The sequence below is a fragment of the Clostridia bacterium genome (genome assembly GCA_016887505.1).
Classification (GTDB): domain Bacteria; phylum Bacillota; class TC1; order TC1; family UBA5767; genus UBA5767.
This window is the reverse complement of sequence record CP069393.1, coordinates 1,830,295-1,852,541: the sequence shown is the minus strand read 5'-3', so window position 1 is coordinate 1,852,541 and position 22,247 is coordinate 1,830,295. Positions and strand designations below refer to the sequence as shown.

Annotated in this window: 25 protein-coding genes and 2 tRNA genes; 24 read left to right on the top strand and 3 right to left on the bottom strand. The window is 41.4% G+C overall.

The features are described from left to right. Positions 1–12 precede the first annotated feature (12 nt). From JR334_08810 to JR334_08750, 13 genes are all read left to right on the top strand, one after another. On the top strand, positions 13–222 hold the full coding sequence (locus JR334_08810; GenBank protein ID QRN85065.1) for a hypothetical protein: 210 nt from the start codon (positions 13–15) through the stop codon (positions 220–222). Then, on the top strand, positions 212–886 hold the full coding sequence (locus tag JR334_08805) for a hypothetical protein (protein QRN85064.1): 675 nt from the start codon (positions 212–214) through the stop codon (positions 884–886). Before JR334_08810 ends, JR334_08805 begins: the two co-directional genes overlap by 11 nt. Positions 887–905: 19 nt before the next feature. Continuing rightward, a complete protein-coding gene (locus tag JR334_08800; protein QRN85063.1) occupies positions 906–1,088 on the top strand; it encodes a DUF951 domain-containing protein in 183 nt (60 codons plus the stop codon). Positions 1,089–1,188: 100 nt separating this feature from the next. Then, positions 1,189–1,476: a 30S ribosomal protein S6 gene (locus JR334_08795; protein QRN85062.1), complete on the top strand. Its 288-nt coding sequence runs from the start codon at positions 1,189–1,191 to the stop codon at positions 1,474–1,476. A 16-nt stretch (positions 1,477–1,492) separates the two neighbouring features. Beyond that, complete coding sequence (locus JR334_08790) at positions 1,493–1,903, top strand: single-stranded DNA-binding protein (GenBank protein ID QRN85061.1); 411 nt, start codon at positions 1,493–1,495, stop codon at positions 1,901–1,903. 18 nt (positions 1,904–1,921) lie between these two features. Then, a complete protein-coding gene (locus JR334_08785) occupies positions 1,922–2,155 on the top strand; it encodes a 30S ribosomal protein S18 (protein QRN85060.1) in 234 nt (77 codons plus the stop codon). Positions 2,156–2,243: 88 nt separating this feature from the next. Then, complete coding sequence (locus JR334_08780) at positions 2,244–3,257, top strand: YybS family protein (protein QRN85059.1); 1,014 nt, start codon at positions 2,244–2,246, stop codon at positions 3,255–3,257. Next, positions 3,238–3,687 (top strand): 50S ribosomal protein L9, encoded by a 450-nt coding sequence (locus JR334_08775; protein ID QRN85058.1) that lies wholly within the window; start codon positions 3,238–3,240, stop codon positions 3,685–3,687. The genes JR334_08780 and JR334_08775 overlap by 20 nt, the downstream gene beginning before the upstream one ends. 9 nt (positions 3,688–3,696) lie before the next feature. Then, on the top strand, positions 3,697–5,007 hold the full coding sequence (gene dnaB / locus JR334_08770; protein QRN85057.1) for a replicative DNA helicase: 1,311 nt from the start codon (positions 3,697–3,699) through the stop codon (positions 5,005–5,007). 63 nt (positions 5,008–5,070) lie between these two features. After that, positions 5,071–5,523, top strand: coding sequence for a QueT transporter family protein (locus JR334_08765; GenBank protein QRN85056.1), 453 nt, complete (start codon positions 5,071–5,073; stop codon positions 5,521–5,523). 18 nt (positions 5,524–5,541) lie between these two features. After that, complete coding sequence (locus JR334_08760) at positions 5,542–6,825, top strand: adenylosuccinate synthase (protein ID QRN85055.1); 1,284 nt, start codon at positions 5,542–5,544, stop codon at positions 6,823–6,825. A 77-nt stretch (positions 6,826–6,902) separates the two neighbouring features. Continuing rightward, positions 6,903–6,979 (top strand) — tRNA-Lys (locus JR334_08755). Between the two features lie 4 nt (positions 6,980–6,983). After that, positions 6,984–7,059 (top strand) — tRNA-Phe (locus JR334_08750). A 112-nt stretch (positions 7,060–7,171) separates the two neighbouring features. Here the strand turns inward: JR334_08750 and JR334_08745 are convergent. Beyond that, complete coding sequence (locus JR334_08745; GenBank protein QRN85054.1) at positions 7,172–7,573, bottom strand: hypothetical protein; 402 nt, start codon at positions 7,571–7,573, stop codon at positions 7,172–7,174. A 169-nt stretch (positions 7,574–7,742) separates the two neighbouring features. Continuing rightward, a complete protein-coding gene (locus tag JR334_08740; protein ID QRN85053.1) occupies positions 7,743–9,248 on the bottom strand; it encodes a PilN domain-containing protein in 1,506 nt (501 codons plus the stop codon). A gap of 325 nt (positions 9,249–9,573) precedes the next feature. Between JR334_08740 and scfA the strand changes: the two genes are divergently transcribed. The 5 genes from scfA to JR334_08715 all read left to right on the top strand — a co-directional run bounded on the left by scfA (position 9,574) and on the right by JR334_08715 (position 14,594). Then, positions 9,574–9,717 carry a six-cysteine ranthipeptide SCIFF gene (gene scfA, locus JR334_08735; protein ID QRN86900.1) on the top strand — a complete coding sequence of 48 codons (144 nt, stop codon included), beginning with the start codon at positions 9,574–9,576 and terminating at the stop codon, positions 9,715–9,717. Between the two features lie 71 nt (positions 9,718–9,788). Further along, positions 9,789–11,216, top strand: coding sequence for a thioether cross-link-forming SCIFF peptide maturase (gene scfB, locus JR334_08730; GenBank protein ID QRN85052.1), 1,428 nt, complete (start codon positions 9,789–9,791; stop codon positions 11,214–11,216). Positions 11,217–11,235: 19 nt separating this feature from the next. After that, positions 11,236–12,801: a M23 family metallopeptidase gene (locus JR334_08725; GenBank protein ID QRN85051.1), complete on the top strand. Its 1,566-nt coding sequence runs from the start codon at positions 11,236–11,238 to the stop codon at positions 12,799–12,801. An 88-nt stretch (positions 12,802–12,889) separates the two neighbouring features. Further along, a complete protein-coding gene (gene trxB, locus JR334_08720) occupies positions 12,890–13,816 on the top strand; it encodes a thioredoxin-disulfide reductase (protein ID QRN85050.1) in 927 nt (308 codons plus the stop codon). 1 nt (position 13,817) lies between these two features. Then, positions 13,818–14,594, top strand: a complete 777-nt coding sequence (locus JR334_08715) for an MBL fold metallo-hydrolase (protein QRN85049.1) — start codon at positions 13,818–13,820, stop codon at positions 14,592–14,594. Between the two features lie 296 nt (positions 14,595–14,890). Here the strand turns inward: JR334_08715 and JR334_08710 are convergent, their stop codons facing one another. Continuing rightward, positions 14,891–15,562 carry a hypothetical protein gene (locus JR334_08710; protein QRN85048.1) on the bottom strand — a complete coding sequence of 224 codons (672 nt, stop codon included), beginning with the start codon at positions 15,560–15,562 and terminating at the stop codon, positions 14,891–14,893. Positions 15,563–15,694: 132 nt separating this feature from the next. Here JR334_08710 and JR334_08705 point away from each other — a divergent pair, with 132 nt between their 5' ends. From JR334_08705 to lysS, 6 genes are all read left to right on the top strand, one after another. Next, positions 15,695–16,159 (top strand): CtsR family transcriptional regulator, encoded by a 465-nt coding sequence (locus JR334_08705; GenBank protein ID QRN85047.1) that lies wholly within the window; start codon positions 15,695–15,697, stop codon positions 16,157–16,159. Between the two features lie 10 nt (positions 16,160–16,169). Continuing rightward, on the top strand, positions 16,170–16,694 hold the full coding sequence (locus tag JR334_08700) for a UvrB/UvrC motif-containing protein (protein QRN85046.1): 525 nt from the start codon (positions 16,170–16,172) through the stop codon (positions 16,692–16,694). Further along, on the top strand, positions 16,678–17,721 hold the full coding sequence (locus JR334_08695; GenBank protein ID QRN85045.1) for an ATP--guanido phosphotransferase: 1,044 nt from the start codon (positions 16,678–16,680) through the stop codon (positions 17,719–17,721). Before JR334_08700 ends, JR334_08695 begins: the two co-directional genes overlap by 17 nt. A 15-nt stretch (positions 17,722–17,736) precedes the next feature. After that, positions 17,737–20,166 carry an ATP-dependent Clp protease ATP-binding subunit gene (locus JR334_08690; GenBank protein ID QRN86899.1) on the top strand — a complete coding sequence of 810 codons (2,430 nt, stop codon included), beginning with the start codon at positions 17,737–17,739 and terminating at the stop codon, positions 20,164–20,166. A gap of 90 nt (positions 20,167–20,256) precedes the next feature. Continuing rightward, on the top strand, positions 20,257–20,730 hold the full coding sequence (gene greA, locus JR334_08685) for a transcription elongation factor GreA (protein QRN85044.1): 474 nt from the start codon (positions 20,257–20,259) through the stop codon (positions 20,728–20,730). 10 nt (positions 20,731–20,740) lie between these two features. Further along, complete coding sequence (lysS, locus tag JR334_08680) at positions 20,741–22,231, top strand: lysine--tRNA ligase (GenBank protein QRN85043.1); 1,491 nt, start codon at positions 20,741–20,743, stop codon at positions 22,229–22,231. Positions 22,232–22,247: the final 16 nt, after the last annotated feature.

The window sequence follows — 22,247 nt, the reverse complement described above, 5'->3', positions numbered from 1 at the left end:
AGGAGGTTGAGTATGCAAATAATACATATCTGTAGCCGTTTTATCCAAGACGAACGTGGCGTGGAAACCATAGAAGCCGTGATTCTAATGATTGCAATCGTTGCAATTGGCTTTGCATTTAAATCCACACTAACCAATTGGTTTAATGGACTAGTAGGCCAAATCGGCGATGGTACCAAAAATGGCAATGTCAAAGTAACGGTGGGAACATTTGGGAAATAAGAAGGGTGCTGTTTTATTGGAGGCTGTGTGGCTAATCCCTTTTATCATCAGCTTACTATTAGGAGCCTTGATGTTAGAAGTACAACTTTTAGATTTTGGATGGTCAACACAACAAATGCTGCGTCTTATCCGAGAAGAATCATTGACTTGGATAAGTCCTGAAGAGGGACTTTACTGGGACGCAAAGGATTTTTTTCTAGAAGGAGGTGGTGCGGCAATTCCTTTGGACGGGGTTGCAGGTGTAAGTAGGGAACGATTTAGTGAGATGGGGCTACGATTTGGATGGGAAGGTACTGTTAGAAAGGATTTCTCGTATGGCCCTTTGAAATTGACATGCCAATGTCAGCTCAAAGATACTAGCCCTTTGCCGACGTATCAGCTAAGAACAGCGAAGCTGATAGAAGATGAGATTTTACCTGAGCTTAAAAAGATGGTGGAAAAAAATGAAGAATCTCCCATTAATAAAAGCGAGGTATATGTGGTTGATACTTCCTCTAAAGAACATGATTATCTTAAGGTATACCATTTGCACAAAGATTGCCAATATGTCCGGCAAAAGTCTTATGAAACTATGTCTACACAAGATGCCATGGATGCTGGATATAGACCATGCTTAATTTGCCTAAAAAAAGAAATTGCCAAGAGCTACAAAGACTTGCTATGATGGGAAAGGAGGTAAGACTATGGATTATAAAGTCGGAGATATAGTACAGATGAAAAAAGGACATCCCTGTGGGGAAAATAGATGGGAAGTGCTTCGCGAAGGGATGGATTTTAGAATAAAATGTCTTGGCTGTCAGCGAGTAGTTTTACTTCCTAGAAAAAAATTCGAGAAGAATGTGAAACGCAAGTTGAATGAAAAATAGTCATTGCTAGCTTCAACAAGAAGTGTTACAATGATTCGACGATGAATTATCATCCTTACCCCTGTATGATGGGGTCAAAGTCCAAAAGGAGGTGAAAAGAATGAGAAAGTATGAGTGTCTTTACATTATTGACGCTGAACTCGAAGAAGATGCCATTCAGGCAGAAGTAGACAAATATGCACAATTGCTAGAAAAGCATGAGTGTGAAGAGGTCAGTATCGATGCGTGGGGAAAACGCAGACTTGCTTACGAGATTCGTAAAAAACGCGAGGGTTATTATGTTCTTATGGAATACAACGGCCCAGCTGATTTTGTCAGCGAATTAGAGCGTTTAATGGGAATCGATGAAAAAGTAATGAAGTATTTAGTTACTAAAAAAGAAAAATAAGGAAGAGGTGCTTGCATTGTTCAATAAAGTCGTATTGATAGGGAGACTCACAAGAGATCCTGAACTCAGATTTACACAAAACGGTAAGGCAGTAGCAAGTTTTTCCTTGGCAGTGGATCGGGCTTTCAAAAGAGAAGGACAACCAGAAGCTGATTTTTTTAGAATTTCGGTTTGGGGCAAACAAGCTGAAAATTGTGCAAATTATCTGTCCAAGGGTAGCCTCGCTGCTATCGATGGACGCATAGAAATGAATAAATATACCGACAAGGATGGACAGGAACGAACTAGTGTGGACGTTACTGCCAACGATGTGCGATTCTTGAGCTCACCGGGCGGCAAGAAAAACAGTCAAGAGAATAATGCTTCCGTTGCTGATAGCAATAAAGGCGATATGAGCGATTTCTCAGATGACGGTCTGCCATTCTAATCGAGGGAGGAAATAATCATGAAACGTGATAGAAATAGAAGACCACGTAGAAAGGTCTGCAGCTTTTGCGTAGATAAAGTGGATTATATCGACTACAAAGACGTTAATAAGCTGAAGAAATATGTTACCGAGAGTGGAAAGATTCTTCCTAGAAGAATCACCGGCACATGTGCTGCTCACCAGAGACAGATTACTACTGCCATCAAGAGAGCGAGACATATTGCACTGATGCCTTATACGACACAGGATTAGGTTAGGAAAGGGACTTCGGGATTTCATGAAGTCTCTTTTTTTATTCCTATTAAAGTAGTAGAATAAGCTTATGTCAAAAGGAGAAAATATGTTTGAAAACAAACAAATGACAGATAGCAGATTCATAGCGGAAGGAGCTATCCTTAGTGCGGTTGCAGCTATACTAGGGCTTATTGGTATTTATGTACCACCGCTTAGCCTGATTAGTAATTTGCTATGGCTGATTCCGCTTATCGTAATAACATTGCGATGGGGTTTCGGAAGAGGACTGATTTCGTTGCTGGTTGCTGGCTCACTAATGGCCATGCTGTCTTCACCGGTCGATGCGTTGCTTTTGCTGGTACAATACGGTGGGGTTGCTCTAGTATATGGTTACAGCTTTAGGAAAGGTGACCAATTACCAAAAACGTTGCTGCGTGGGATAGTAGCTGCCGCTTTGGGAAGTGTTTTGATGATTCTATTAGCAATAGGATTGCTGGGATTTGAACCGAGTACTTTTGTGGAAGATATGCAACAATCATCTGAGATGGCGATATCCTTTTATGAAAAAACTGGCATGCTGGAACGATTTGAGGAGCAGGGCATCTCAAGAACACAGATTGTGGAAATATTCGATAATGTTGGAAGGGTCATGTTGAAGATTATTCCGAGTATTATTGTAGCGATGGCTATGCTAACAGCAATTTTCTCTTTGATTTTGACTAGACATGTACTCAAAAAGCTCAAAATGAAGGTTCCAACCCAACTTCCGCCATTTCGAGACTGGAAGATTGACTTCCGTTTTATTTATGGGTTCATAGCAGGATTGGTGGCATATTTGCTGTCAGATTTTTTGCAGATACCATTACTGGGTACAATTGGTGTGAATTTATTAGTAGTTTTTGGGTTTATATTTGCTTTACAGGGATTGGCTGTGCTGAGCTCATTGTTCCATTTGATGAAGGGAAAGATACTGCCAAGGATGATGATGATCCTATTTGCGGTAATCTTTATACAAGCTACGCTATACTTACTTGTATTCATTGGACTGTTTGATTTATTCTTTGATTATAGGAAAAGATCCAATGGGGGAGGAGATAATCATGAAAGTAATACTCAATAAGGATGTAAAAAAACTGGGAAACAAGGGCGATGTAGTCACAGTTAGTGACGGCTATGCTCGCAATTTTTTATTACCTAAGGATTTGGCAAAGGAGGCCACGGAAGGCAACGTGCGCCAAGCGGAAACTAGGAAGCAAGAACTAAAGGAACAGGAAAGGGCGCGTAGACAGGAAGCCTTGAAGAAAAAGGAAGCGCTCGAAGGTGGCGTTTTGGAATACGTAACCAAAGCTGGTTCGGCTGGGCGCTTGTTTGGAGCGATTACCAATAAAGATTTGGTTGCAAGTATTAATGAGAAGTATGGCTTGTCAATTGACAAGAAGAAGATTGATATGGGTGAGCATATCAAGGTTCTTGGTGAATATGAAATTAGGGTCAAGCTGTATCCTCAAATCTCAGCAAATCTGAAAGTGCTTGTCAAAGAAGAAGAATAGGAGTCTGCTATGCTGGAAAGAGTTCCTCCACACAACGAAGAAGCTGAACAAGCCTTTTTGGGATCGCTTATATTACAGGGCGATATGCTCGATGAAGTGAGCTCGAAGATTCATAAAAATAGTTTCTATTTTGAAAAGCATGAGGTCATTTATCAGGCTATTTTAGAATTGGCTGAAGAATATCGGCCGATTGACCTAATCACACTAACCAACAAGTTGAAAGAAAAGAGTAGTTTGGATAAGGTGGGAGGCTCTTCCTATATTGCCTATTTATCCACGGTTGTTCCTACTGCAGCCAACGTGGTCTATTACGCAGATATTGTGGAAAAGAATGCTGTCTTACGGGAACTTATCAAAACCTCAACTAATATTGCCAATAAGGCTTTCCAAGGAGAGGCTGAAGTAGAGTATTTGCTAGATGAATCAGAGCGTATGATTTTGGATGTTGCCGAGAAGCGTCAGAAAGAGGGCTTTACTGAAATCCAAGATGCTCTAAATATTGCCATCGACAACATTTCTAAAATGGCCAAAAATAAAGGTGATGTGACGGGGATACCTACTTTCCGAGATTTAGATAAGTATTTATTGGGCTTACACGAAAGTGATATGCTAATCGTTGCCGCGAGACCAGGTATGGGTAAGACTTCGTTTTGTCTTAATTTGGCTCTGAAAGCAGCAAAGGCTGGCTATCCGGTGGCTTTGTTTAGCCTAGAGATGTCTGCAGACCAACTGGTTACCCGGATGCTTTCTTCTGAATCTATGATAGACCAGCAAAAACTTAGATCAGGTAATATTGATATTGACGAGATAGAGCGTATGATAAAAACAGCGGGTGAGATTTCTAAATTGCCCATTTATATTGATGATACACCAGGTATTTCAGCTATGGAAATACGGGGAAAAGCTAGAAGACTCAAGGCGAAACATGGCTTGGGATTGATAATTATTGACTATTTGCAACTTATGCAATCACATAAGAAAACGGAGAACCGACAACAGGAAGTATCGGAGATATCGAGAAATCTGAAAGCCTTGGCTAGGGAATTGAACGTACCTTTGATGGCGTTATCACAATTAAGCCGAGCGGTGGAACAAACTTCCGATAAGAAACCGGCTCTGAGCCATTTGCGAGAATCTGGCTCACTGGAGCAAGATAGTGACTGTGTAATGTTTATCCATCGTCCAGAATACTATGATGATGAAACAGACAAGAAGAATATTGCGGAAATTATTATTGCTAAACATCGTCATGGACCTACTGGAACCGTAGATTTGGCATTTTTTGCGGAGCTTACCAAGTTCGCTGATTTAGCGCATTAATTGGGGAAAGTACTAGCATTCTTTCCAACTCTCGCTTATAATGGTTCAGTGTTGGGGGTATTGATGAGAAAACTTATAAAAGGCGCTTTGATTGCCGCTATATATATAGTTCTTTGCGTCATGCCAGGCATATCGGCTATATCTTTTGGGCCACTTCAGTTTAGGGTAGCGGAGAGCCTTGTTGTATTGCCGATTCTATATCCGGAAGCTATTCCGGGACTCTTTATAGGTGCTTTTGTTGCAAATTTAACTGGACCTATAGGGCTGATTGATGCAATTTTTGGCAGTATAGCGACATTGCTCGCGGCAGGATTGACTTATCGTTTGCGCAAGAGTATTTGGGCCTATTGGTCACCTGTGATTGTGAATGGAATTATTGTAGGATACTATCTACACAAGTTTTATGAGCTACCCTATTTGGCAACTGCGGCCAGCATAGCTGTTGGAGAAGCAGTAGTCGTATTTACATTGGGAAGATTGCTTGTGCGTAAATTGAGGGAAACCAAGATAGACTAACAAATTGGAGGGACAATTATGTCTTCAGTCGTACTAATCGGCGCTCAATGGGGCGACGAAGGAAAAGGCAAAATAACGGACTATTTAGCAGAAAAGGCAGATTTAGTTGTGCGTTACCAGGGTGGTAACAATGCAGGCCATACGGTTATTGCTGATGGCGTGGAATACAAGTTGCATTTGATTCCATCCGGTATCATCAGTGAAAACAAAATTTGCATTATTGGAAACGGAGTAGTAGTAGATCCAGTAGTTTTATTGGAAGAAATCAACTACTTAAAGGAAAAAGGCATTTCCGTGGATAATTTGCGTATTAGTTCTAGCGCACATGTCATTATGCCATATCACAAGCAGTTAGATGGTTTGCAGGAAGAACGTAGAAACGATAAAATTGGTACAACCAAAAGAGGCATAGGCCCTTGTTATATGGATAAAATTGCAAGATCTGGAATTCGCATTGGCGACTTAGTAACGCCTGAAGATTTTGCCGAAAAATTGAGAGGCGCTTTAGAAGAAAAAAATGAGCTTCTTGTTAAGGTATATGGTGCAGAGCCATACGATTTTGATGCACTTTATGAAGAATACACAGGGTACGCTAATTTGATTGCAAAATTTGTAATTGATTCAGCAACTCTTATACATGAGAACCTAGAACAAGGCAAAGATGTTTTGTTTGAAGGAGCACAGGGAACTTTGTTGGATATTGACCACGGGACGTATCCCTTTGTAACTAGTTCTAACCCAACGGCCGGCGGCGTTTGCCCAGGTGCTGGTGTGGGCCCAACTGTTATAGACAAAGTAATCGGTGTGACGAAGGCTTATTTAACCCGTGTTGGCGAAGGACCGTTCCCAACAGAGCTATTTGATACGGATGGGGAGGCACTAGGCAGAATTGGTCAGGAATTCGGTGTTACTACAGGAAGGCCTAGGCGCTGTGGCTGGTTTGACGCAGTAGTTATGAAATATGCAGTACGGATCAATGGTATCACTGATATTGCCTTAACTAAGATGGATGTATTAGACGGGATGGAAACGATTTCTATTTGTACGGGTTATGAATTAGATGGAAAAATCATCCACAATTATCCCACTCAACTTAAACAGTTTGCACGTTGCAAACCTGTCTACGAACAGGTTCCTGGCTGGATGCAAAAAACCAGCGATATTACTGAATTCGATCAACTCCCAGAAAATGCTAAAAAATATATAGCGCATATTGAGGAATTGGTGGGAGCAAAAGTGTCTATCGTGGCTGTGGGCCCTGGAAGAGACCAAACAATAAATCGTTACCCTATCTTTGAATAGATAGGGTAGCATTTCCTAAAGAAAGTTATTGACAAATAAGAGTTTATACTGCTAATATATAGAAGTTGTTGAAGCATGCTCCATTAGCTCAGTCGGCTAGAGCACCTGACTTTTAATCAGGGTGTCCCGCGTTCGAGTCGCGGATGGGGTACCAACACGCCTCGATAGCTCAGTTGGTAGAGCAGAGGACTGAAAATCCTCGTGTCCGTGGTTCAATTCCGCGTCGAGGCACCAAAAGAGAGTATATACTCTCTTTTTTTTTGTAATTATTTGGTTGCATATGCCAAAGGAAAAATTGGCGGGATTAAAGGTTCGAAAAGTAGCTCAGAACAATGTTGGTGATGCTCTAATCTGTTTGCTCATCGGCGTATGCCCAACTATAAAAAAGTAAGTTTAATTTGAGCTGGAGCGAAGAGTCTGCTTGAATGCCCATTTCAAAGTTTGTCAAGGTTAGGTTATTTGCCAAGCCTTCTATCGACTGTATAAAAAGAAGACAGTTATCATAAGTTCCCGTGACAAGTAGAGAGATGGTTACGGCATCTAGGGGAATATTGGTTATCGCAGAGGTGCTCGTGCTATTTTTATCAAAAAGGATTTCGTTTAGCAAGATATCATTTTTTTCTGCAAGCAAGTCAAGCAGAACAATGACTTCTTCTTGTGAAAGATGAGTGAAAAATGTATTTTCAATGCTAGCAATCTCTTTCTGTATTGAGGAAAGCTCATGAGGGTAAGTTTCAGCCTTCTTCATATAGAGTGTGAGTTCATTTTTTTGATGGGCTACTAGTTCAATTTGCTTTTTGAATTGCTTTTCTTGCTGCAGATATGGATAAAAGAGAGACCTGAAAGCAATACCAGCTATGCTTAAACAAAGTAGACCCAAAAGGAAGAACGGTAAAAGAGTCTTAGAAAGCTTTCTATTAGGATTCATTTTCACTGCCGCCTTTTTCTAAGGTACACTCCACTGTAAAAGTATAGGTTGGTACACCTTCAACGTTCAAACTAGATATGTGGGAGATAAAGATTTCCTCAAATTGGGAGGAGTCTTTTAACAAGGCTTCATACTTAGCGATACGTAAACGAGAATCAGCATGAGCCTGTATGAAAAGTGTATCTGGGTTTCCATCAATTTCTTCTAATATAATATCTTCAGGTGTCAGATTTGTGACGACCCGTATCTGTTCAGAATTCCAATTTTGTTCATCTTTAATTGAATCGATAGCCTTTAACAATTGATTAAGTTGTTGTTTCGTTGCAGTTATCTCTTGTTCATACCAGTGAATATTTCGAGTTCTTGCTTCGTTTTGTAATAATTTGAATTCTACTTGTTCAGCCATGAGGTCGTTTCTAGCTTTATTCAACTTGCTTTGTTGGTTCCAAAGCAACAAAGTGAAAGTAAGAATAAGTGCCAGAATTGCAGCACCCAACAGCACTTTTATCCTTTTTCGTTTTATTTTTGGTCCGATCCATGTTTTGAAGAAATTGGAACAAAGATGTTTTTTACGAAAACAAAATGGTGCTAGTAAAATACATCCAGCGGCAGTAAGATTTTGCACTATTTCTGCTGAATGCGGTTTCGCATATTGTATGGCACTAGTGGCACGAATCACAGCGACAGGTTTACCTAGCCGCTTTTCCAATATCTCTCGGGCTTTTATTGGGTTTTTAATCGTTCCAGATAAATAAAAAAGTTTAGGATGCATACTCTTGGGAATCGTAGAGGGATATTGGCCTAAATAAGTGTTATTCAGTATTTCCAGAAAGTTATAATTATCTAAGTTGGCTTTTGGGTAAAGGGCTTGATAAAAAATCAGATGGCCATTTTGGAATAAAGATAGGCTTATGGTGTCTCCTTGGTAATCAATGAGCCCGTAAGGAGATTTGATATCGTGTTGGACTAAGTTGAGCAGCTTAGCTGAACCCATGATACAATCCAGGGCGTCAGAATGCGGTATGAGGGCAATAGGCTGGAGCCCAGCGCCTGTAAAGCTATCGTATAGGCTTTTGGTCAAGGCTTGGTCTAATAGGTTGATACGCACCCATATTCCTTCTTCTCCACTGCTAAGAATGGTATAATCCCCCCCATAATGTTGGGATGCTTTGGGAGAAAGATTCATGACAAAGCGATCAACCAAGCCATCAAGATTCTTGATGGAGGAAGTTGGAAAAAGATGAGTGTAACACGTCAGACTTTTTTCTACTATACTGACGATAAGGTGTTTCTTTTTAAGACCTAGACTAGAAAAAATATCTTTTAGAAATGGGATTAAAACAGCAGGATCATAGACGTCTTGGGCCGAACGTGCATTTTGGGGTAGGGCAAGATGATAGATATGCTGAATTTGAGCGTGGGCTTTATGCTTCCTACCCACCAAGATTCGCATATCCTGGTTGTTAATTTCTAATACCGTGTACTGCCTGCCCATATATCCTCCAGTACAAAAATTGCACCATAGTAGTGTTTAAGTGGATTTCTAAGGCGGCTTTTCACCTCAGACTATTTATATAATTTCATTAATATCATTATACAATGAAAAGATAAACTTTTGAGTAGAAAAGAATGACGAGGGTTTGGCTACTAAACAATGTGAAAGAGGAAGAAGTGTTTCTAGCGTTTAAGGAAGCAAAATTCAAGATACAGCACAGTAGAAAGGCCTACAAAAACTGATCAGACAGCCCCAAAATAGATTTTGCTTTCCGTGTTTTAGAATTTGTGTTACAATTCAGTTAGTAATTTAGGAGGAAAAAATGATGAAAAAACATATTCAGACTATTGCCTCAGGCAAGTTGCAAGATACAAAAGAAACCGGTGGATGTGGTGAATGCCAATCTAGTTGTCAGTCTGCATGCAAAACTTCTTGCACCGTGGCCAACCAGCTTTGTCTGCACCAATAGCTATAGCAAAGTAGAAATAGTAGGAAACATCCTATCTTCGGATAGGATTTCTTTTTGTGAAAGGATAAGTAATGAAGCTATACATTGAAGGCATCCATATTATTGAAAAAATGGGGATTAACATTGTTTTGGACATTGAGAGCAATTCAACCCATGTGTTTGATACAGAAAGCCTAGAAGTACTTAAGAAAATTATTGAAAATGAGGGAGATATTTCTTCGCTAGTGTTAGATGCGGACCAAAATGAAATTTTAGCGGAACTACTTTCACTAAAAGAGCAGGGCATGCTGTTTACGGTTCCAATTGGTGAGATTCCTCCGATGAACTTCCAAGGAGTCAAGTCAATTTGCCTTAATGTGGCACATGATTGTAATTTGGCTTGCGCCTATTGTTTTGCATCACAAGGAGATTTTGGCGGAAAACCATGTTTGATGAGTTTGGAGACAGGCCGTAAGGCAGTGGACTTTCTGATTCAGAACAGTGGAACCAGAAAGCTTCTAGAAATGGATTTCTTTGGGGGAGAGCCTTTAATGGCTATGGATACGGTCAAAGAAGTGGTGCGCTACGGTCACGAACAGGCAGCAAAACATGGTAAATTCTTTAAATTCTCGTTAACCACGAATGGCGTGTTGCTGGATGAGGAAACAAGAAACTACATTGTAGACAATAAGATTTCATTGGTACTCAGTTTGGATGGACGCAAAGACGTTAACGACCGAGTGCGATATACTAAGAATCACAAGCCCAGCTATGACCTAATTGTTCCTAGCTATCTAGAACTTGCAAAGAAAACGACGGACTATGTGGTTCGAGGCACATACACCAAGCATAACTTGGATTTTACAGAAGATATCAAAAGCTTTGAAGCGTTGGGTTTTGAACATCTTAGCATTGAACCGGTGGTGTGTTCTGAAGATACTGATTTTACTTTAGAAGAAACGGATCTTCCGCGGATTCGAAAAGAGTATGAGCAGCTTGCTGCCTACTATTTGGAACGCTACAAGGCAGGACATCCTATAGACTTTTTTCACTTTAATGTAGACTTATCAGCGGGACCTTGCATATACAAAAGGATTAGTGCTTGTGGAGCTGGTTTTGATTATTTGGCGATTACCCCGGAGGGAGATATTTATCCCTGCCATCAGTTCGTAGGCCAAGAAGAGTTTAAAATGGGCAATTTGGACCAAGGAATCGTAGATTTGGAGTGTTCAAAAAACTTCCAAAAAACCAATATATTTACCAAAGAGGCTTGCCAGAATTGTTGGGCGAAATACTTTTGTAGTGGTGGTTGTCATGCCAATGCCCAAGAATTTAACAAAGATATAAATAAACCGTATAAATTGGGTTGTGAAATCCAAAAAATTCGATTGGAAATGGCCATTTTTGTTCAAGTTATGGTATCATTGTATGATAAAGGTCAAGAAAACAGTCGAATGCAAGATATTAATCGCAATGATTTGTTTATGAGGAACAAAATCAAAAACTTAATTGAAAACTAAAAACCCGGGAGGACACGATTTGGGACACATATCTAAGGAAGGAAAGCGTAAATCCGCTCAGGATAAATCACGCTACCGCTCACCGAGATCCCACAGCTGGGGCAAAAAAATTGGATTAGTTTTGGCAAAACTGGAATGTGCCAGCATCACCATAAGTGAAATGGTGGGACAAGCTATTCGAAACACAGTTGCCTTGCCAGGCAAATTTTTGATGCGCACGCTGGGTAGGTTCAATATAAGACCCAATAAGAGGGCAACGGCGATTGCTGTTTGCACGATGTCTGCAGCGTTTTTGGTGTATTTTGTCGCCAGCAGTTTCCCCAATGCCTATGCCGTAGAGTTAGATAGTGAAACAGTGGCTGTGGTTGCGGATTATGCTGATGTTGAAATAGCAGTCGATCAATACTTGGCTGCGAATAGTGAGCATTACCAGAACATACATTACACAGACAATATAGAGTATATGCCCGTTCGGGTAGATAAAAAGGAGATTTCCACAGAAGAGGAAGTCGCATCTTTGTGTGAAAAGCTAAATTTTGTAGCGGTAGGCTATAAAATGTATATAGATGGAGAGCAAGTTGCTGTATTGCAGGATGAGTCAGATGGCCAACGAGTCATTGATGAAATTGTTGCTAGCTATGAACCGGAAGTTTCTTTTGGGGAGTTGAAAATTACAGAAATCCGAGTAGCGGAATCTGTAGAGTATGAGAAGGCTGAAGTAGATATCAGCTCCTTTACAGATAAAGAAACATTTGAGAATTACTTATTGAACGGCGAAGAAGTTCAAAAGACATATACAGTAAAGAAAAACGATACCTTGTCACAGATTGCAGAACGTTTTTCACTAAGTACTACTGAGTTGCGTGCTGCCAATCCCAGTCATAATGAGAGTAATTCGTATCTCCAAATTGGAGAAGTACTTAACTTAAATGTAGTCGAAAAGCCATTGCATGTTGTAGCGGAAGGCACTTTAGTAAAAGAAGAAAGTATTCCTTACAAAACGACATACGTAAATGATTCTACCTTATGGAAAGGTCAGTATAAGACCATCCAACAAGGTGAGGCAGGCTCAAAGCAAGTTGAGTATGCGGTTACCTTTGAGAACGGTCGAGAATTGGAACGTGTTGAAGTAGCGGAAGTCGTTATCAATGACCCGACGAATAAGGAAGTGGCTTCAGGAACGAAGTATATTATGGCATCTAGAGGAGACGGTGGAAGCGGAGATCTTGCTTGGCCTCTCAGAGGACGCATTTCTTCTCCCTTCGGATGGCGCTCTAGTGGATTCCATAGTGGTTTAGATATTGCAGCGAGCTCTGGTACTCCAGTGTATGCTGCGGAAAGTGGTGTTGTAACCTTCTGCTCTTGGGGTGGTGGTTACGGTAACTTAATCAAAGTGGACCATAGCAATGGCGTGGAAACTAGGTATGCACATCTATCTGCTTTCAAGGTTTCGTATGGGCAAGAAGTGGAACGTGGTGACCTAATTGGTTTGGTTGGAAGTACTGGAAACAGCACGGGACCGCATTGTCATTTCGAGGTTCGAATAAATGGTGTGGCAAAAAATCCCATCAATTATCTGAGTTAATATAAAGGTCGCCAAAAGGCGACCTTTTTTTTTGGCACATCATACCCTGTGGTGGTATAATGTGCATGTTTAGCAAGGAAGGAGAACCATGGAGATGAAATGTGATTTAGCAATTATCGGAGCGGGCCCAGCGGGACTAACCGCAGCCATTTATGGAGCAAGAGCAGGACTTAATGTCAAGTTAATAGAGATGGGTGCCCCGGGAGGTCAGTTGGTTAATACGGACTGGATTGAGAACTATCCTGGATTTCCGGAAGGACTATCTGGACCGGAACTTATGGCTAAGTTCACTATGCAGGCAACAAATTTTAATGAAGTAGAATATATTTCTGCCAGTGTTTCCGGGATTAGTAGAGGAAAAAACAGTTTACTTCTTGCTACGTCTAGTGAAGAAATCGAGGCTAGTGCGGTAATTATTGCTACGGGTGCTATGCCTAGGAAACTAGGAGTAGAAGGTGAAAACGAGTTTGTCGGTGCAGGTGTTTCTTATTGCGGTACTTGCGATGGAGCATTTTTCCGAGACCGTGAAATAGCCGTAATAGGTGGTGGGGATACAGCTTTGGAAGAAGCCGTATTCTTGACCAAATTTGCGAGTAAGGTAACCTTAATCCATAGAAGAGATGCCTTCCGGGGTGCCAAGATTCTTCAGGACCGGGTAAAAGCCAATGATAAAATTGAGATCCTATACAGTGAGACCGTAGAGCGTATACTAGGCAATTCAAAGGTAGAAGAAGTAGAATTGAAAAATGTAAAAAGTGGTGAGGTGCACCGTCTAAAGGTGGATGGGGTATTTGTCTTTGTGGGTACGTCACCCAATACAGACTTTCTTAAGGATAGTGATGTGACTTTAGACGAAAGAGGACAAGTTAAAGCAAACAGCATGCTTGAAACCACGATGGACGGTGTCTTTGTTGCTGGAGATGCTCGTCAAACAACCTTACGTCAAGTTTCGACTGCCGTTGGCGATGCGGCTCTCGCTACCATTAACGCTTCGAAGTATATCGAGGGATTATAGGATGCTGCGTTATGTTACGCTGATAAGTGGTAGCACTGGAAATGTTTCATATATTGAGAACGAGAAGGATGCCGTACTCTTAGATGGAGGGATATCATTCAAGCAATTGAAACTTCTGTCGGAGGGGATGGGTATATCCTTACATAAGGTTCGGGGCATACTGCTGACCCATGAACACGGGGACCATAGTAAGGGTGTCGGCGTTATTAACCGTAAGCTTAAAATACCAATCTTTACCACCTTTGGTACATGGAATAAGGTGCGCGACCGAGTTGGAAAAGTACCGGAAGAATTTGTTCGGCTGCACCGTGCTGGGGATGATTTTGATTTAGCATCGTTACATATCGAAACCTTCGCCTTATCGCACGACGCCTTGGAACCCTGCGGCTATATGGTGGGAGATGGCGAAAAGAAGGTAGCGTTTGTAACAGATACAGGTATAGTAGAAGAACCGCTACGTTCTCGTTTAAAGCAGTGTGCTGGATTGGTACTAGAAGCCAATCATGATGTAAATATGTTAAAGACGGGCCCATATCCCTATTCGTTAAAGAAACGTATATTGGGCGATCAAGGCCACCTGTCCAACCTAGATTGCAAGGACTTACTATTGGAAGTTTTGGGTGAGGATACTCGTGCTGTTACTTTGGCACATTTGAGTGCGGAAAACAATAGGCCGTCAATCGCAAGGTCATGCATCGAGCAGGCTTTAATCCACCGAAAAGATGTGTCTTTGTGCATCGCACATCGATACAGGTCAACGGATTGGATAGAGCTATAGTTATCCACAAAATAAGTGGATAACTCGGTGGAAATAGTGTATAACCACGATTTTTATGTGTATATATAGTATAAGAGCCCCTTTTATCTAGTACTCGTTGTCTTAAATAGAGTGTAAATGTGATATTTTGGGATGAGTTCAGTACTTAACTGGACTCATTTTTTTCTGTTTTTCAATAGCCTTAAATGGCGAACTGAAGATATAAAAAAAGCCTTCCATCTATCCCCATGGGTTAGATGGAAGGCTTTACAGCGAAACTAATGATTTTTACAATAGGACTTGGAATTTGTGAAACACTAATACCGTCCTTTACTCAGATATTCTTCCAATGATTTAAAATTAAGTTGCTCTTGTTTTAGAAGAATTTGGTTGTTTTCTAACATACGACTCAAATCGTTGATTTGCTGGTCTTTTTTATCTAACTGGTCGCGCAGATAAAGTAGAGCTTCCTTCATTTCGCGATAGGTTACATCATTAAATCCCGAATCGTTGGTTGGCGCTTTGGGCGGAACCCTTACAGAAAAGTCGGAAAAATCGGAATAAGGTTTTGACTTTTCCTCAGGTGTGGTAGCCGTTTCTTCAAGGGGTGAAGCTTCGTCAGAAGAAGTGGTTTCAATAGAAGGAGGAGTCTCCTCTTTCTGCTGAGCCTCAACAACTGGTTTAATTTCAGCTTCAGGTTTAATAACTTGTTCGATGTGCGGTTCAGGAGCTTTCTTCTTTACCGTTACATCGGGGTGCTGTTCTCCAAAGATCTCTTCTGCAGCGGGTTGGCTGCTTTTACTATCTTTAATCCCCTTCGCGTCTTTCATATATTTATTTAGAAGATCAACACCAATTTCGTTGATGGTTAGAACACCAGATTTGGCTTTTAAGGTCTTCCGCAGATCAGGGTATTTGGTGATGTAGGAATAGATGGTAAAATTGGTTGTCTCGAACAGCTTGGCAACATCATCAATTTTATATTCCATAGGTGTTTCTCCTTTTTTGCATATTATAACATATCCTGTCTAGGAATATCTGTTTGAATTGTGAAATTCTTGACTTTCATCTCTCTTCCGTTATCATAGAATTATAAAGTCAAATAAGGTCAGAGGTAGATTATGGGTAGCAAGGCTGAAGCGATAGAACAATATCTATTAAAAATCATAGCACTAAGCGAAAACCAAACAGTGGAGCTTAGAAGGGCAGAATTGTCTTCATACTTTTGTTGCGTACCTTCGCAGATAAACTATGTATTGAAAACACGTTTTACTACTTCACAAGGCTATGTGGTGGAGAGCCGCCGCGGAGGCGGGGGATACTTAAGAATTGTCAAAGTGCCTCTTGAGCAGGAAGATGATTTAATCAAAATGTTAGCCGATGGAAACAAGCAGAATCTAAGTGAACAGGAAGCGAAAGGCTTAATTGCTCGGCTCGTTGAAGATGAATTTTACAGCAAAACAGAGGGAAGACTGATGTTGGGTGTTTTAACTGGCGCAACGTTGGATAGAGCGAAAGAACAAAAAGATGCGTTACGCATGGACTTGATGCGGGCCATGGTGCTTGCAAAACTGAGAGAGAAGTAGGTGTATCGTCATGCTGTGTAGCAGATGTAAGAAAAGAGAAGCAACCGTACACATTGTACGAATGAGTGATAATAAGAAGTCGCAAATGGATTTGTGTCCAGTATGTGCTGAGCAATACTATAAGAGGATGAAAGACAAGATGGTGTTTAGCCAAGATGGTAGCACTTTATTAAAAGCAATTTTGGCGAATCCGCAAGATTTTGGCATCATGTTTAACGGTGGTGTTGATGATAAACGGTGCCCGGTTTGTGGAACGTCTGGAAAAATGATTCGTAAAACAGGACTAGCAGGCTGTCCAGAATGTTACCATGTGTTTGAAGCAGAATTACAGCCAATTATCGATAAGGTGCAGAAGGCCAACGAACACTGTGGTTACGTTCCCAAGGGAATGCTGGCGACCCTAGAGAAGAAAAAAACATTGCAAGATTTGCAACAAGAAATTTCAGAGTTGATTGAAAAGGAACAATATGAAGAGGCGGCCGTTGTAAGAGACAAGATACGTGCCTTGGAGGATAACCATGTTGACCCAGTATAGTGATACGAAAACGATGCAACTAGAGGAATCGGTAGTATCCAGCAGGGTAAGACTTGCGCGCAATATTTCGGGGTACCCTTTCCCAGGACGCATGAATCAAGAACAGAAAAGTAAGTTGTTAGAAGAAATAAAAACCCAAATTGGAGAAGCAGAATTTATAAAAGCAGCAGGGAAACTTGCTTGGATAGACTTAAATGCTGTAGATAAGCGAACTAAATCTTTGCTTTTGGAAAAACACCTTATTAGCCCACATTTATTTGCTTTGCCGAAGAACCGGGCAGTTATGACCGGCTTGGATGAACGCATATCGGTGATGGTAAACGAAGAAGACCATCTGAGAATTCAGGGCTTTTCAAGTGGATATGATTTAGAGGGGGCTTATGTTATTGCCAAGAATGTAGACCAAGCCTTTGAAAATGTTGTGGAGTATGCATTCGATACGAAGAAGGGTTATTTAACGAGTTGCCCAACCAACTTGGGTACCGGGCTTAGAGCTTCTGTGATGCTTTTTTTGCCTGCCCTAGCTCTAGATAAACAGTTGGCGGAGGAAAGTGAGCGCCTATCGTGCAAAGGGTATACTTTGCGAGGATTTTATGGTGAGGGAACCAAGAGCCAAGGCGCTGTTTTTCAGTTAAGCAATCAAGTAACCTTGGGCATTGGTGAGGAAGAAATACTGACCCAACTGGAGAATACAGTAACAAAGTTGATAGAAACAGATTGGCAGCTTATGGAGGATTGGAGTCCGAATGAACGCTTTGCGAGGGAAAACCATATTTGGAAATCGTATGGCTTGGCTCGTTATGCCAAGGGATTGAATCTGGTAGAAGCAGTCGAAATTGCTAGCGATTTACGCTTGGCCCGGAGAATGGGTCTTGACCTGCCCTTAAATAGAAAGATCAACGATTTCAATAAAATAGTCTATCAAATTCAAACGGCCCATATCAGCTCGGATTCTGAGGAGGACCGTAAGGAGCGCCTTATGAGAAGAGCGCTACTAGTTCGCAAGGCTTTATTAGTGGACGATTAGAATCAAGGGAGATGAATAGAAATGGAAAGATATACTGAAGCGACTAAACGCGTTTTACTGAATGCTAGAAGAGAGGCGCAGGCGCTAGGGCATAATTATATAGGAACGGAGCACCTCTTGCTGGGTTTGTTGCACGAGGAAAAAGGATTTGGCAGTGACGCTTTACGTAGTGCTGGCATTGAACTCGTCTCACTGCGTGAGGAAGTTGTGCGCTTAACTGGAAAAGCAGAACCCATTAAGGGGGAAATAGGCTATACTCCACGGAGCAAAATGATTGTTCAAAGAGCCAACGTGCTTAGAAGTATGTTAGGGGAAAAGTTTATTTATCCATACCATATATTGGGAGCAATTCTAGAAGAAGGCGAAGGGCTAGCAGCCCAAATCTTATCAAATCATGATTTCTATATGGAAGATTTGCAAAAAGTTTTTCAGGAGTCTACTGAGAACCAACAAGAAACCGAACATGAAAAGGGTGAAGCAGCCAAGGAAGTGAAAGCCTTGGAGAAATATACTAGAGATTTGACCTTAATGGCCAAGGAGAACCAGCTTGATCCAGTTATTGGACGTGATAAGGAGTTGGACAGAATTATTCAGATTCTGTCAAGGCGTACCAAGAACAATCCAGTAGTTGTCGGAGAGCCTGGTGTGGGCAAAACAGCGTTGGCTGAAGGAATGGCCTTACGGATTGCCGAAAAGAAGGTCCCGGAGTTATTGCTCGATAAACGCATTTTGATGCTTGATCTGCCGGGCATGATTGCAGGTTCAAAATTTAGAGGAGAGTTCGAAGAACGTTTTGAGGCAATCTTAAAGGAAGTTCGAGAAGCTGGGAATATTATCTTATTCATCGATGAATTGCATACTTTGATTGGAGCTGGTGCAGCCGAAGGAGCAGTCGATGCGGCCAATATTTTGAAGCCAGTTTTAGCGCGTGGCGAGATGCAATGCATCGGTGCGACCACCCTGGATGAATACCGAAAATATATTGAAAAGGATGGCGCACTAGAACGGCGTTTTCAGCCTGTACGTATAGAAGAGCCTTCGGTAAAAGAAAGCATATTGATCTTACAAGGGCTGAAGGACCGCTATGAGGCCCACCATAAGATTCGCATATCTGATGGGGCCATTCGAGCAGCAGCTGAATTGTCACATCGGTACCTAACGGACCGCTTTTTACCGGATAAGGCGATTGATGTGCTTGATGAATCTGCTGCTAGGGTTAAGCTGACCAAGTACCAAGTTCCGGATGAGTTGCCTGTTTTGGAAGAGGAATTGGAAGATCTGGCAGAAAAGAAATCCAAGGCGATTACAGAGCAGGACTTTGAGGAAGCTGCTAGACTGCGGGATACTCAGAAAGAAGTCCAAACGAAAGTAGAAGCCCTAAGAAAAGACTATAGTCAAAATAAAGCCCAGACCGATATCATATTGAATGAAGAAGAAATTGCCATTACCATTGCTGGTTGGACCGGAATTCCCTTATCTAAGATAGGGGAGTCGGAGATGGAAAAACTTGCTAATTTAGAGGACAACCTGCATAAACGGGTAATTGGACAAGATACAGGTGTAACAGCAGTGGCCAAGGCAGTTCGCAGAGCTCGTGCTGGTTTGAAAAATACCAATCGTCCAGTGGGATCTTTTATATTTTTAGGTCCGACCGGTGTTGGGAAAACGGAACTAGCAAAGGCGCTGGCGGCAGAATTATTTGGCGAGGAGGATGCTTTGATTCGCTTTGATATGTCAGAGTATATGGAGAAGCATACCGTGAGCAAGTTAATTGGTGCACCTCCAGGATATGTGGGATATGATGAAGCGGGACAACTAACCGAAGCAGTGCGCCGTAAGCCCTATAGTGTAATTTTATTTGATGAAATCGAAAAAGCGCATCCGGATGTATTTAATCTATTTTTGCAGGTATTGGAGGATGGTCGTTTGACCGATTCTACTGGTCGGAAAGTAGATTTTAGAAATACTGTATTGATTATGACTTCGAATGTTGGCGCAGCCACCTTGCGTAGGGAGAAAACAGTTGGTTTTGTGACAGACTCCAACCAAAAGCAGAAGAGCAACAAGGAAAAACTGCTTGCTGAATTAAAGAAAGCCTTCAAACCGGAGTTTTTGAATCGTATTGATGAAATTGTTGTCTTCGATTACCTAAATAAAGAAGATTCACGAAAAATACTCGGTTTAATGTTGTTGGATATCCAGAAACGCTTGGACGAAAAGAAAATTAATATTCGTCTTTCGCCGGAAATGGAGGAACACTTGGTTGAAAAAGGATTCGACCAAGAATATGGAGCTAGACCATTGCGCCGTTTGCTTCAAAGCGAAATTGAGGACATTCTGGCGGATGGTATCCTAGATAATAAAATTTCTTCAGGTGACAAATTAGTCATTAATTACTTGGATGGTAAGGTGAAGATTCAACAGGAAAAGGTTTCTATGAGTTGACAAAATAGGTAGATAGTATATAATTTCTTTGATATTGGGGCAGTGTTGTCATAACAGTGTTCAAATCCGCAGAAATTGAGGTACAAGGATATGGATAACAAACAGGTGTTGCTTACGGCGGAAGGTTTAAAAAAGTATGAAGAAGAACTGGCATACTATGAGAACGTAAAACGTCATGACGTGGCCGAAAGAATCAAGGTAGCCATCAGTTTTGGAGACATTAGCGAAAACTCGGAATACGAGGATGCTAAGAATGAGCAGGCGTTCATTGAGGGTAAGATTCAAGAACTTAAAAAGAAGCTATCCAATGTGAAAATCATTGAGGAAAATGTAGGCGAAGACAAGGTAAGCATAGGAACCAAAGTGCTATTGGAAGACCTTGAACTAAACGAACAAGTGGAGTACACCATAGTAGGTTCCATGGAAGCGGACCCAAGTATGAACAAAATATCCAATGAATCACCGGTGGGTAAAGCTGTACTGGGCAATAAGAGTGGTATGATTGTCAAAGTTCCTACACCTGAAGGCGACTTGGAATACAAAATAATAGGTGTGATGCATTAAAGGAGCAGACATGGAAGTTGAAGAAAAGTTAGAAGAAAGCAATATAGAAGAATTAAATGAACTGATGCAGGTTCGTCGTGAAAAATTGGCGCAGTTATACGAAGAAGGAATAGATCCATTTGGACAAAAGTTCGAAATCAGCCATAAATCACAAGAAGTTATGGATGACTTTGATGCACTAGAAGGTAAGACGGTATCCTTGGCTGGACGCATTATGGCCAAGCGGGGACATGGAAAGGCTTCTTTTGCCAATATCCAAGACCTTGCCGGAAGAATTCAAATTTATGTGAGATTAGACCGAGTGGGCGAAAACAACTATGCCCTGTTTAATAAGCTAGATATCGGTGATATTATTGGCTTAACTGGTGAAGTGTTTAAGACACAAAGAGGAGAAATCTCTGTAAAGGCAGACTCCGTGACCTTGCTAAGCAAATCGTTGCGCCCACTGCCTGAGAAGTTCCATGGATTAAAAGATGTGGAATTACGTTATCGTCAACGGTATGTTGATTTAATTATGAATCCTGAAGTGAAAGATGCTTTTATCGTGCGAAGTCGTGTGATAAAGGCCATTCGTGACTTTTTGGATGGACGTGATTTCCTTGAAGTGGAAACCCCCATTTTGCACCCAATCCCTGGTGGCGCAGCGGCTAAACCGTTCGTAACCCACCACAATGCCTTGGATATGCGGCTATATAACCGAATCTCTTTGGAACTACATTTAAAACGGTTGCTGGTTGGCGGGCTAGAACGTGTATATGAAATGGGACGTGTTTTCCGTAATGAAGGTATTTCAACCCGTCATAATCCAGAGTTTACGCTCTTGGAGCTGTACCAGGCTTATGCAAATGTAGAGGACATGATGGAAATCACAGAAAGCATGGTTGAATATGCTTGTGAAACTGTCTTGGGTACTAAACGTGTTCAATATGGGGAAAACCAACTTGACTTTACCGCACCGTGGAATCGTATGACCATGATTGAAGCTGTCAAAAAATATACAGGTGTTGATTTTGAAAGCGTCGAAGGTGATGAGGCTGCAAGAAAAATTGCTGATTCACTGGATATCCATGTGGAAAAGGATGCTTCTTGGGGCATTGTGCTCAATGAGGTTTTTGAAGAAAAGGTTGAGAGTGAATTGATTCAGCCGACAATCATTTATGATTATCCACTGGAAATTTCACCTTTGGCTAAAAAAATACCTGGTCGCGAACACATGGTATACCGGTTTGAAGCTTTTGTGGCAGCAAGAGAATTGGCCAATGCTTTTACGGAGCTTAATGATCCTTTGGATCAGAGGGAACGTTTCTTGCAACAAGTTGAGGCGAAAGCAAAGGGTGATGAAGAAGCTCATCCCATGGATGAAGACTATATTCAAGCCTTGGAATACGGAATGCCACCTGCCGGGGGCATGGGAATTGGGATTGACCGTTTGATTATGTTGCTTACGGACGCAGCTTCCATTCGGGACGTACTTCTGTATCCGACTATGAGAGAAAAATAAAACTACAATTAGCCAA

What these genes read in the sequence shown, in the direction of transcription:
- JR334_08810 (QRN85065.1), top strand. Translation starts at nt 13, where the DNA reads ATGCAAATAATACATATCTGTAGCCGTTTTATCCAAGACGAACGTGGC.
- JR334_08800 (QRN85063.1), top strand. Translation starts at nt 906, where the DNA reads ATGGATTATAAAGTCGGAGATATAGTACAGATGAAAAAAGGACATCCC.
- JR334_08795 (QRN85062.1), top strand. Translation starts at nt 1,189, where the DNA reads ATGAGAAAGTATGAGTGTCTTTACATTATTGACGCTGAACTCGAAGAA.
- JR334_08785 (QRN85060.1), top strand. Translation starts at nt 1,922, where the DNA reads ATGAAACGTGATAGAAATAGAAGACCACGTAGAAAGGTCTGCAGCTTT.
- JR334_08780 (QRN85059.1), top strand. Translation starts at nt 2,244, where the DNA reads ATGTTTGAAAACAAACAAATGACAGATAGCAGATTCATAGCGGAAGGA.
- JR334_08775 (QRN85058.1), top strand. Translation starts at nt 3,238, where the DNA reads ATGAAAGTAATACTCAATAAGGATGTAAAAAAACTGGGAAACAAGGGC.
- dnaB (QRN85057.1), top strand. Translation starts at nt 3,697, where the DNA reads ATGCTGGAAAGAGTTCCTCCACACAACGAAGAAGCTGAACAAGCCTTT.
- JR334_08765 (QRN85056.1), top strand. Translation starts at nt 5,071, where the DNA reads ATGAGAAAACTTATAAAAGGCGCTTTGATTGCCGCTATATATATAGTT.
- JR334_08760 (QRN85055.1), top strand. Translation starts at nt 5,542, where the DNA reads ATGTCTTCAGTCGTACTAATCGGCGCTCAATGGGGCGACGAAGGAAAA.
- JR334_08745 (QRN85054.1), bottom strand. Translation starts at nt 7,573, where the DNA reads ATGAAGAAGGCTGAAACTTACCCTCATGAGCTTTCCTCAATACAGAAA.
- JR334_08740 (QRN85053.1), bottom strand. Translation starts at nt 9,248, where the DNA reads ATGGGCAGGCAGTACACGGTATTAGAAATTAACAACCAGGATATGCGA.
- scfA (QRN86900.1), top strand. Translation starts at nt 9,574, where the DNA reads ATGAAAAAACATATTCAGACTATTGCCTCAGGCAAGTTGCAAGATACA.
- scfB (QRN85052.1), top strand. Translation starts at nt 9,789, where the DNA reads ATGAAGCTATACATTGAAGGCATCCATATTATTGAAAAAATGGGGATT.
- trxB (QRN85050.1), top strand. Translation starts at nt 12,890, where the DNA reads ATGGAGATGAAATGTGATTTAGCAATTATCGGAGCGGGCCCAGCGGGA.
- JR334_08715 (QRN85049.1), top strand. Translation starts at nt 13,818, where the DNA reads ATGCTGCGTTATGTTACGCTGATAAGTGGTAGCACTGGAAATGTTTCA.
- JR334_08710 (QRN85048.1), bottom strand. Translation starts at nt 15,562, where the DNA reads ATGGAATATAAAATTGATGATGTTGCCAAGCTGTTCGAGACAACCAAT.
- JR334_08705 (QRN85047.1), top strand. Translation starts at nt 15,695, where the DNA reads ATGGGTAGCAAGGCTGAAGCGATAGAACAATATCTATTAAAAATCATA.
- JR334_08700 (QRN85046.1), top strand. Translation starts at nt 16,170, where the DNA reads ATGCTGTGTAGCAGATGTAAGAAAAGAGAAGCAACCGTACACATTGTA.
- JR334_08695 (QRN85045.1), top strand. Translation starts at nt 16,678, where the DNA reads ATGTTGACCCAGTATAGTGATACGAAAACGATGCAACTAGAGGAATCG.
- greA (QRN85044.1), top strand. Translation starts at nt 20,257, where the DNA reads ATGGATAACAAACAGGTGTTGCTTACGGCGGAAGGTTTAAAAAAGTAT.
- lysS (QRN85043.1), top strand. Translation starts at nt 20,741, where the DNA reads ATGGAAGTTGAAGAAAAGTTAGAAGAAAGCAATATAGAAGAATTAAAT.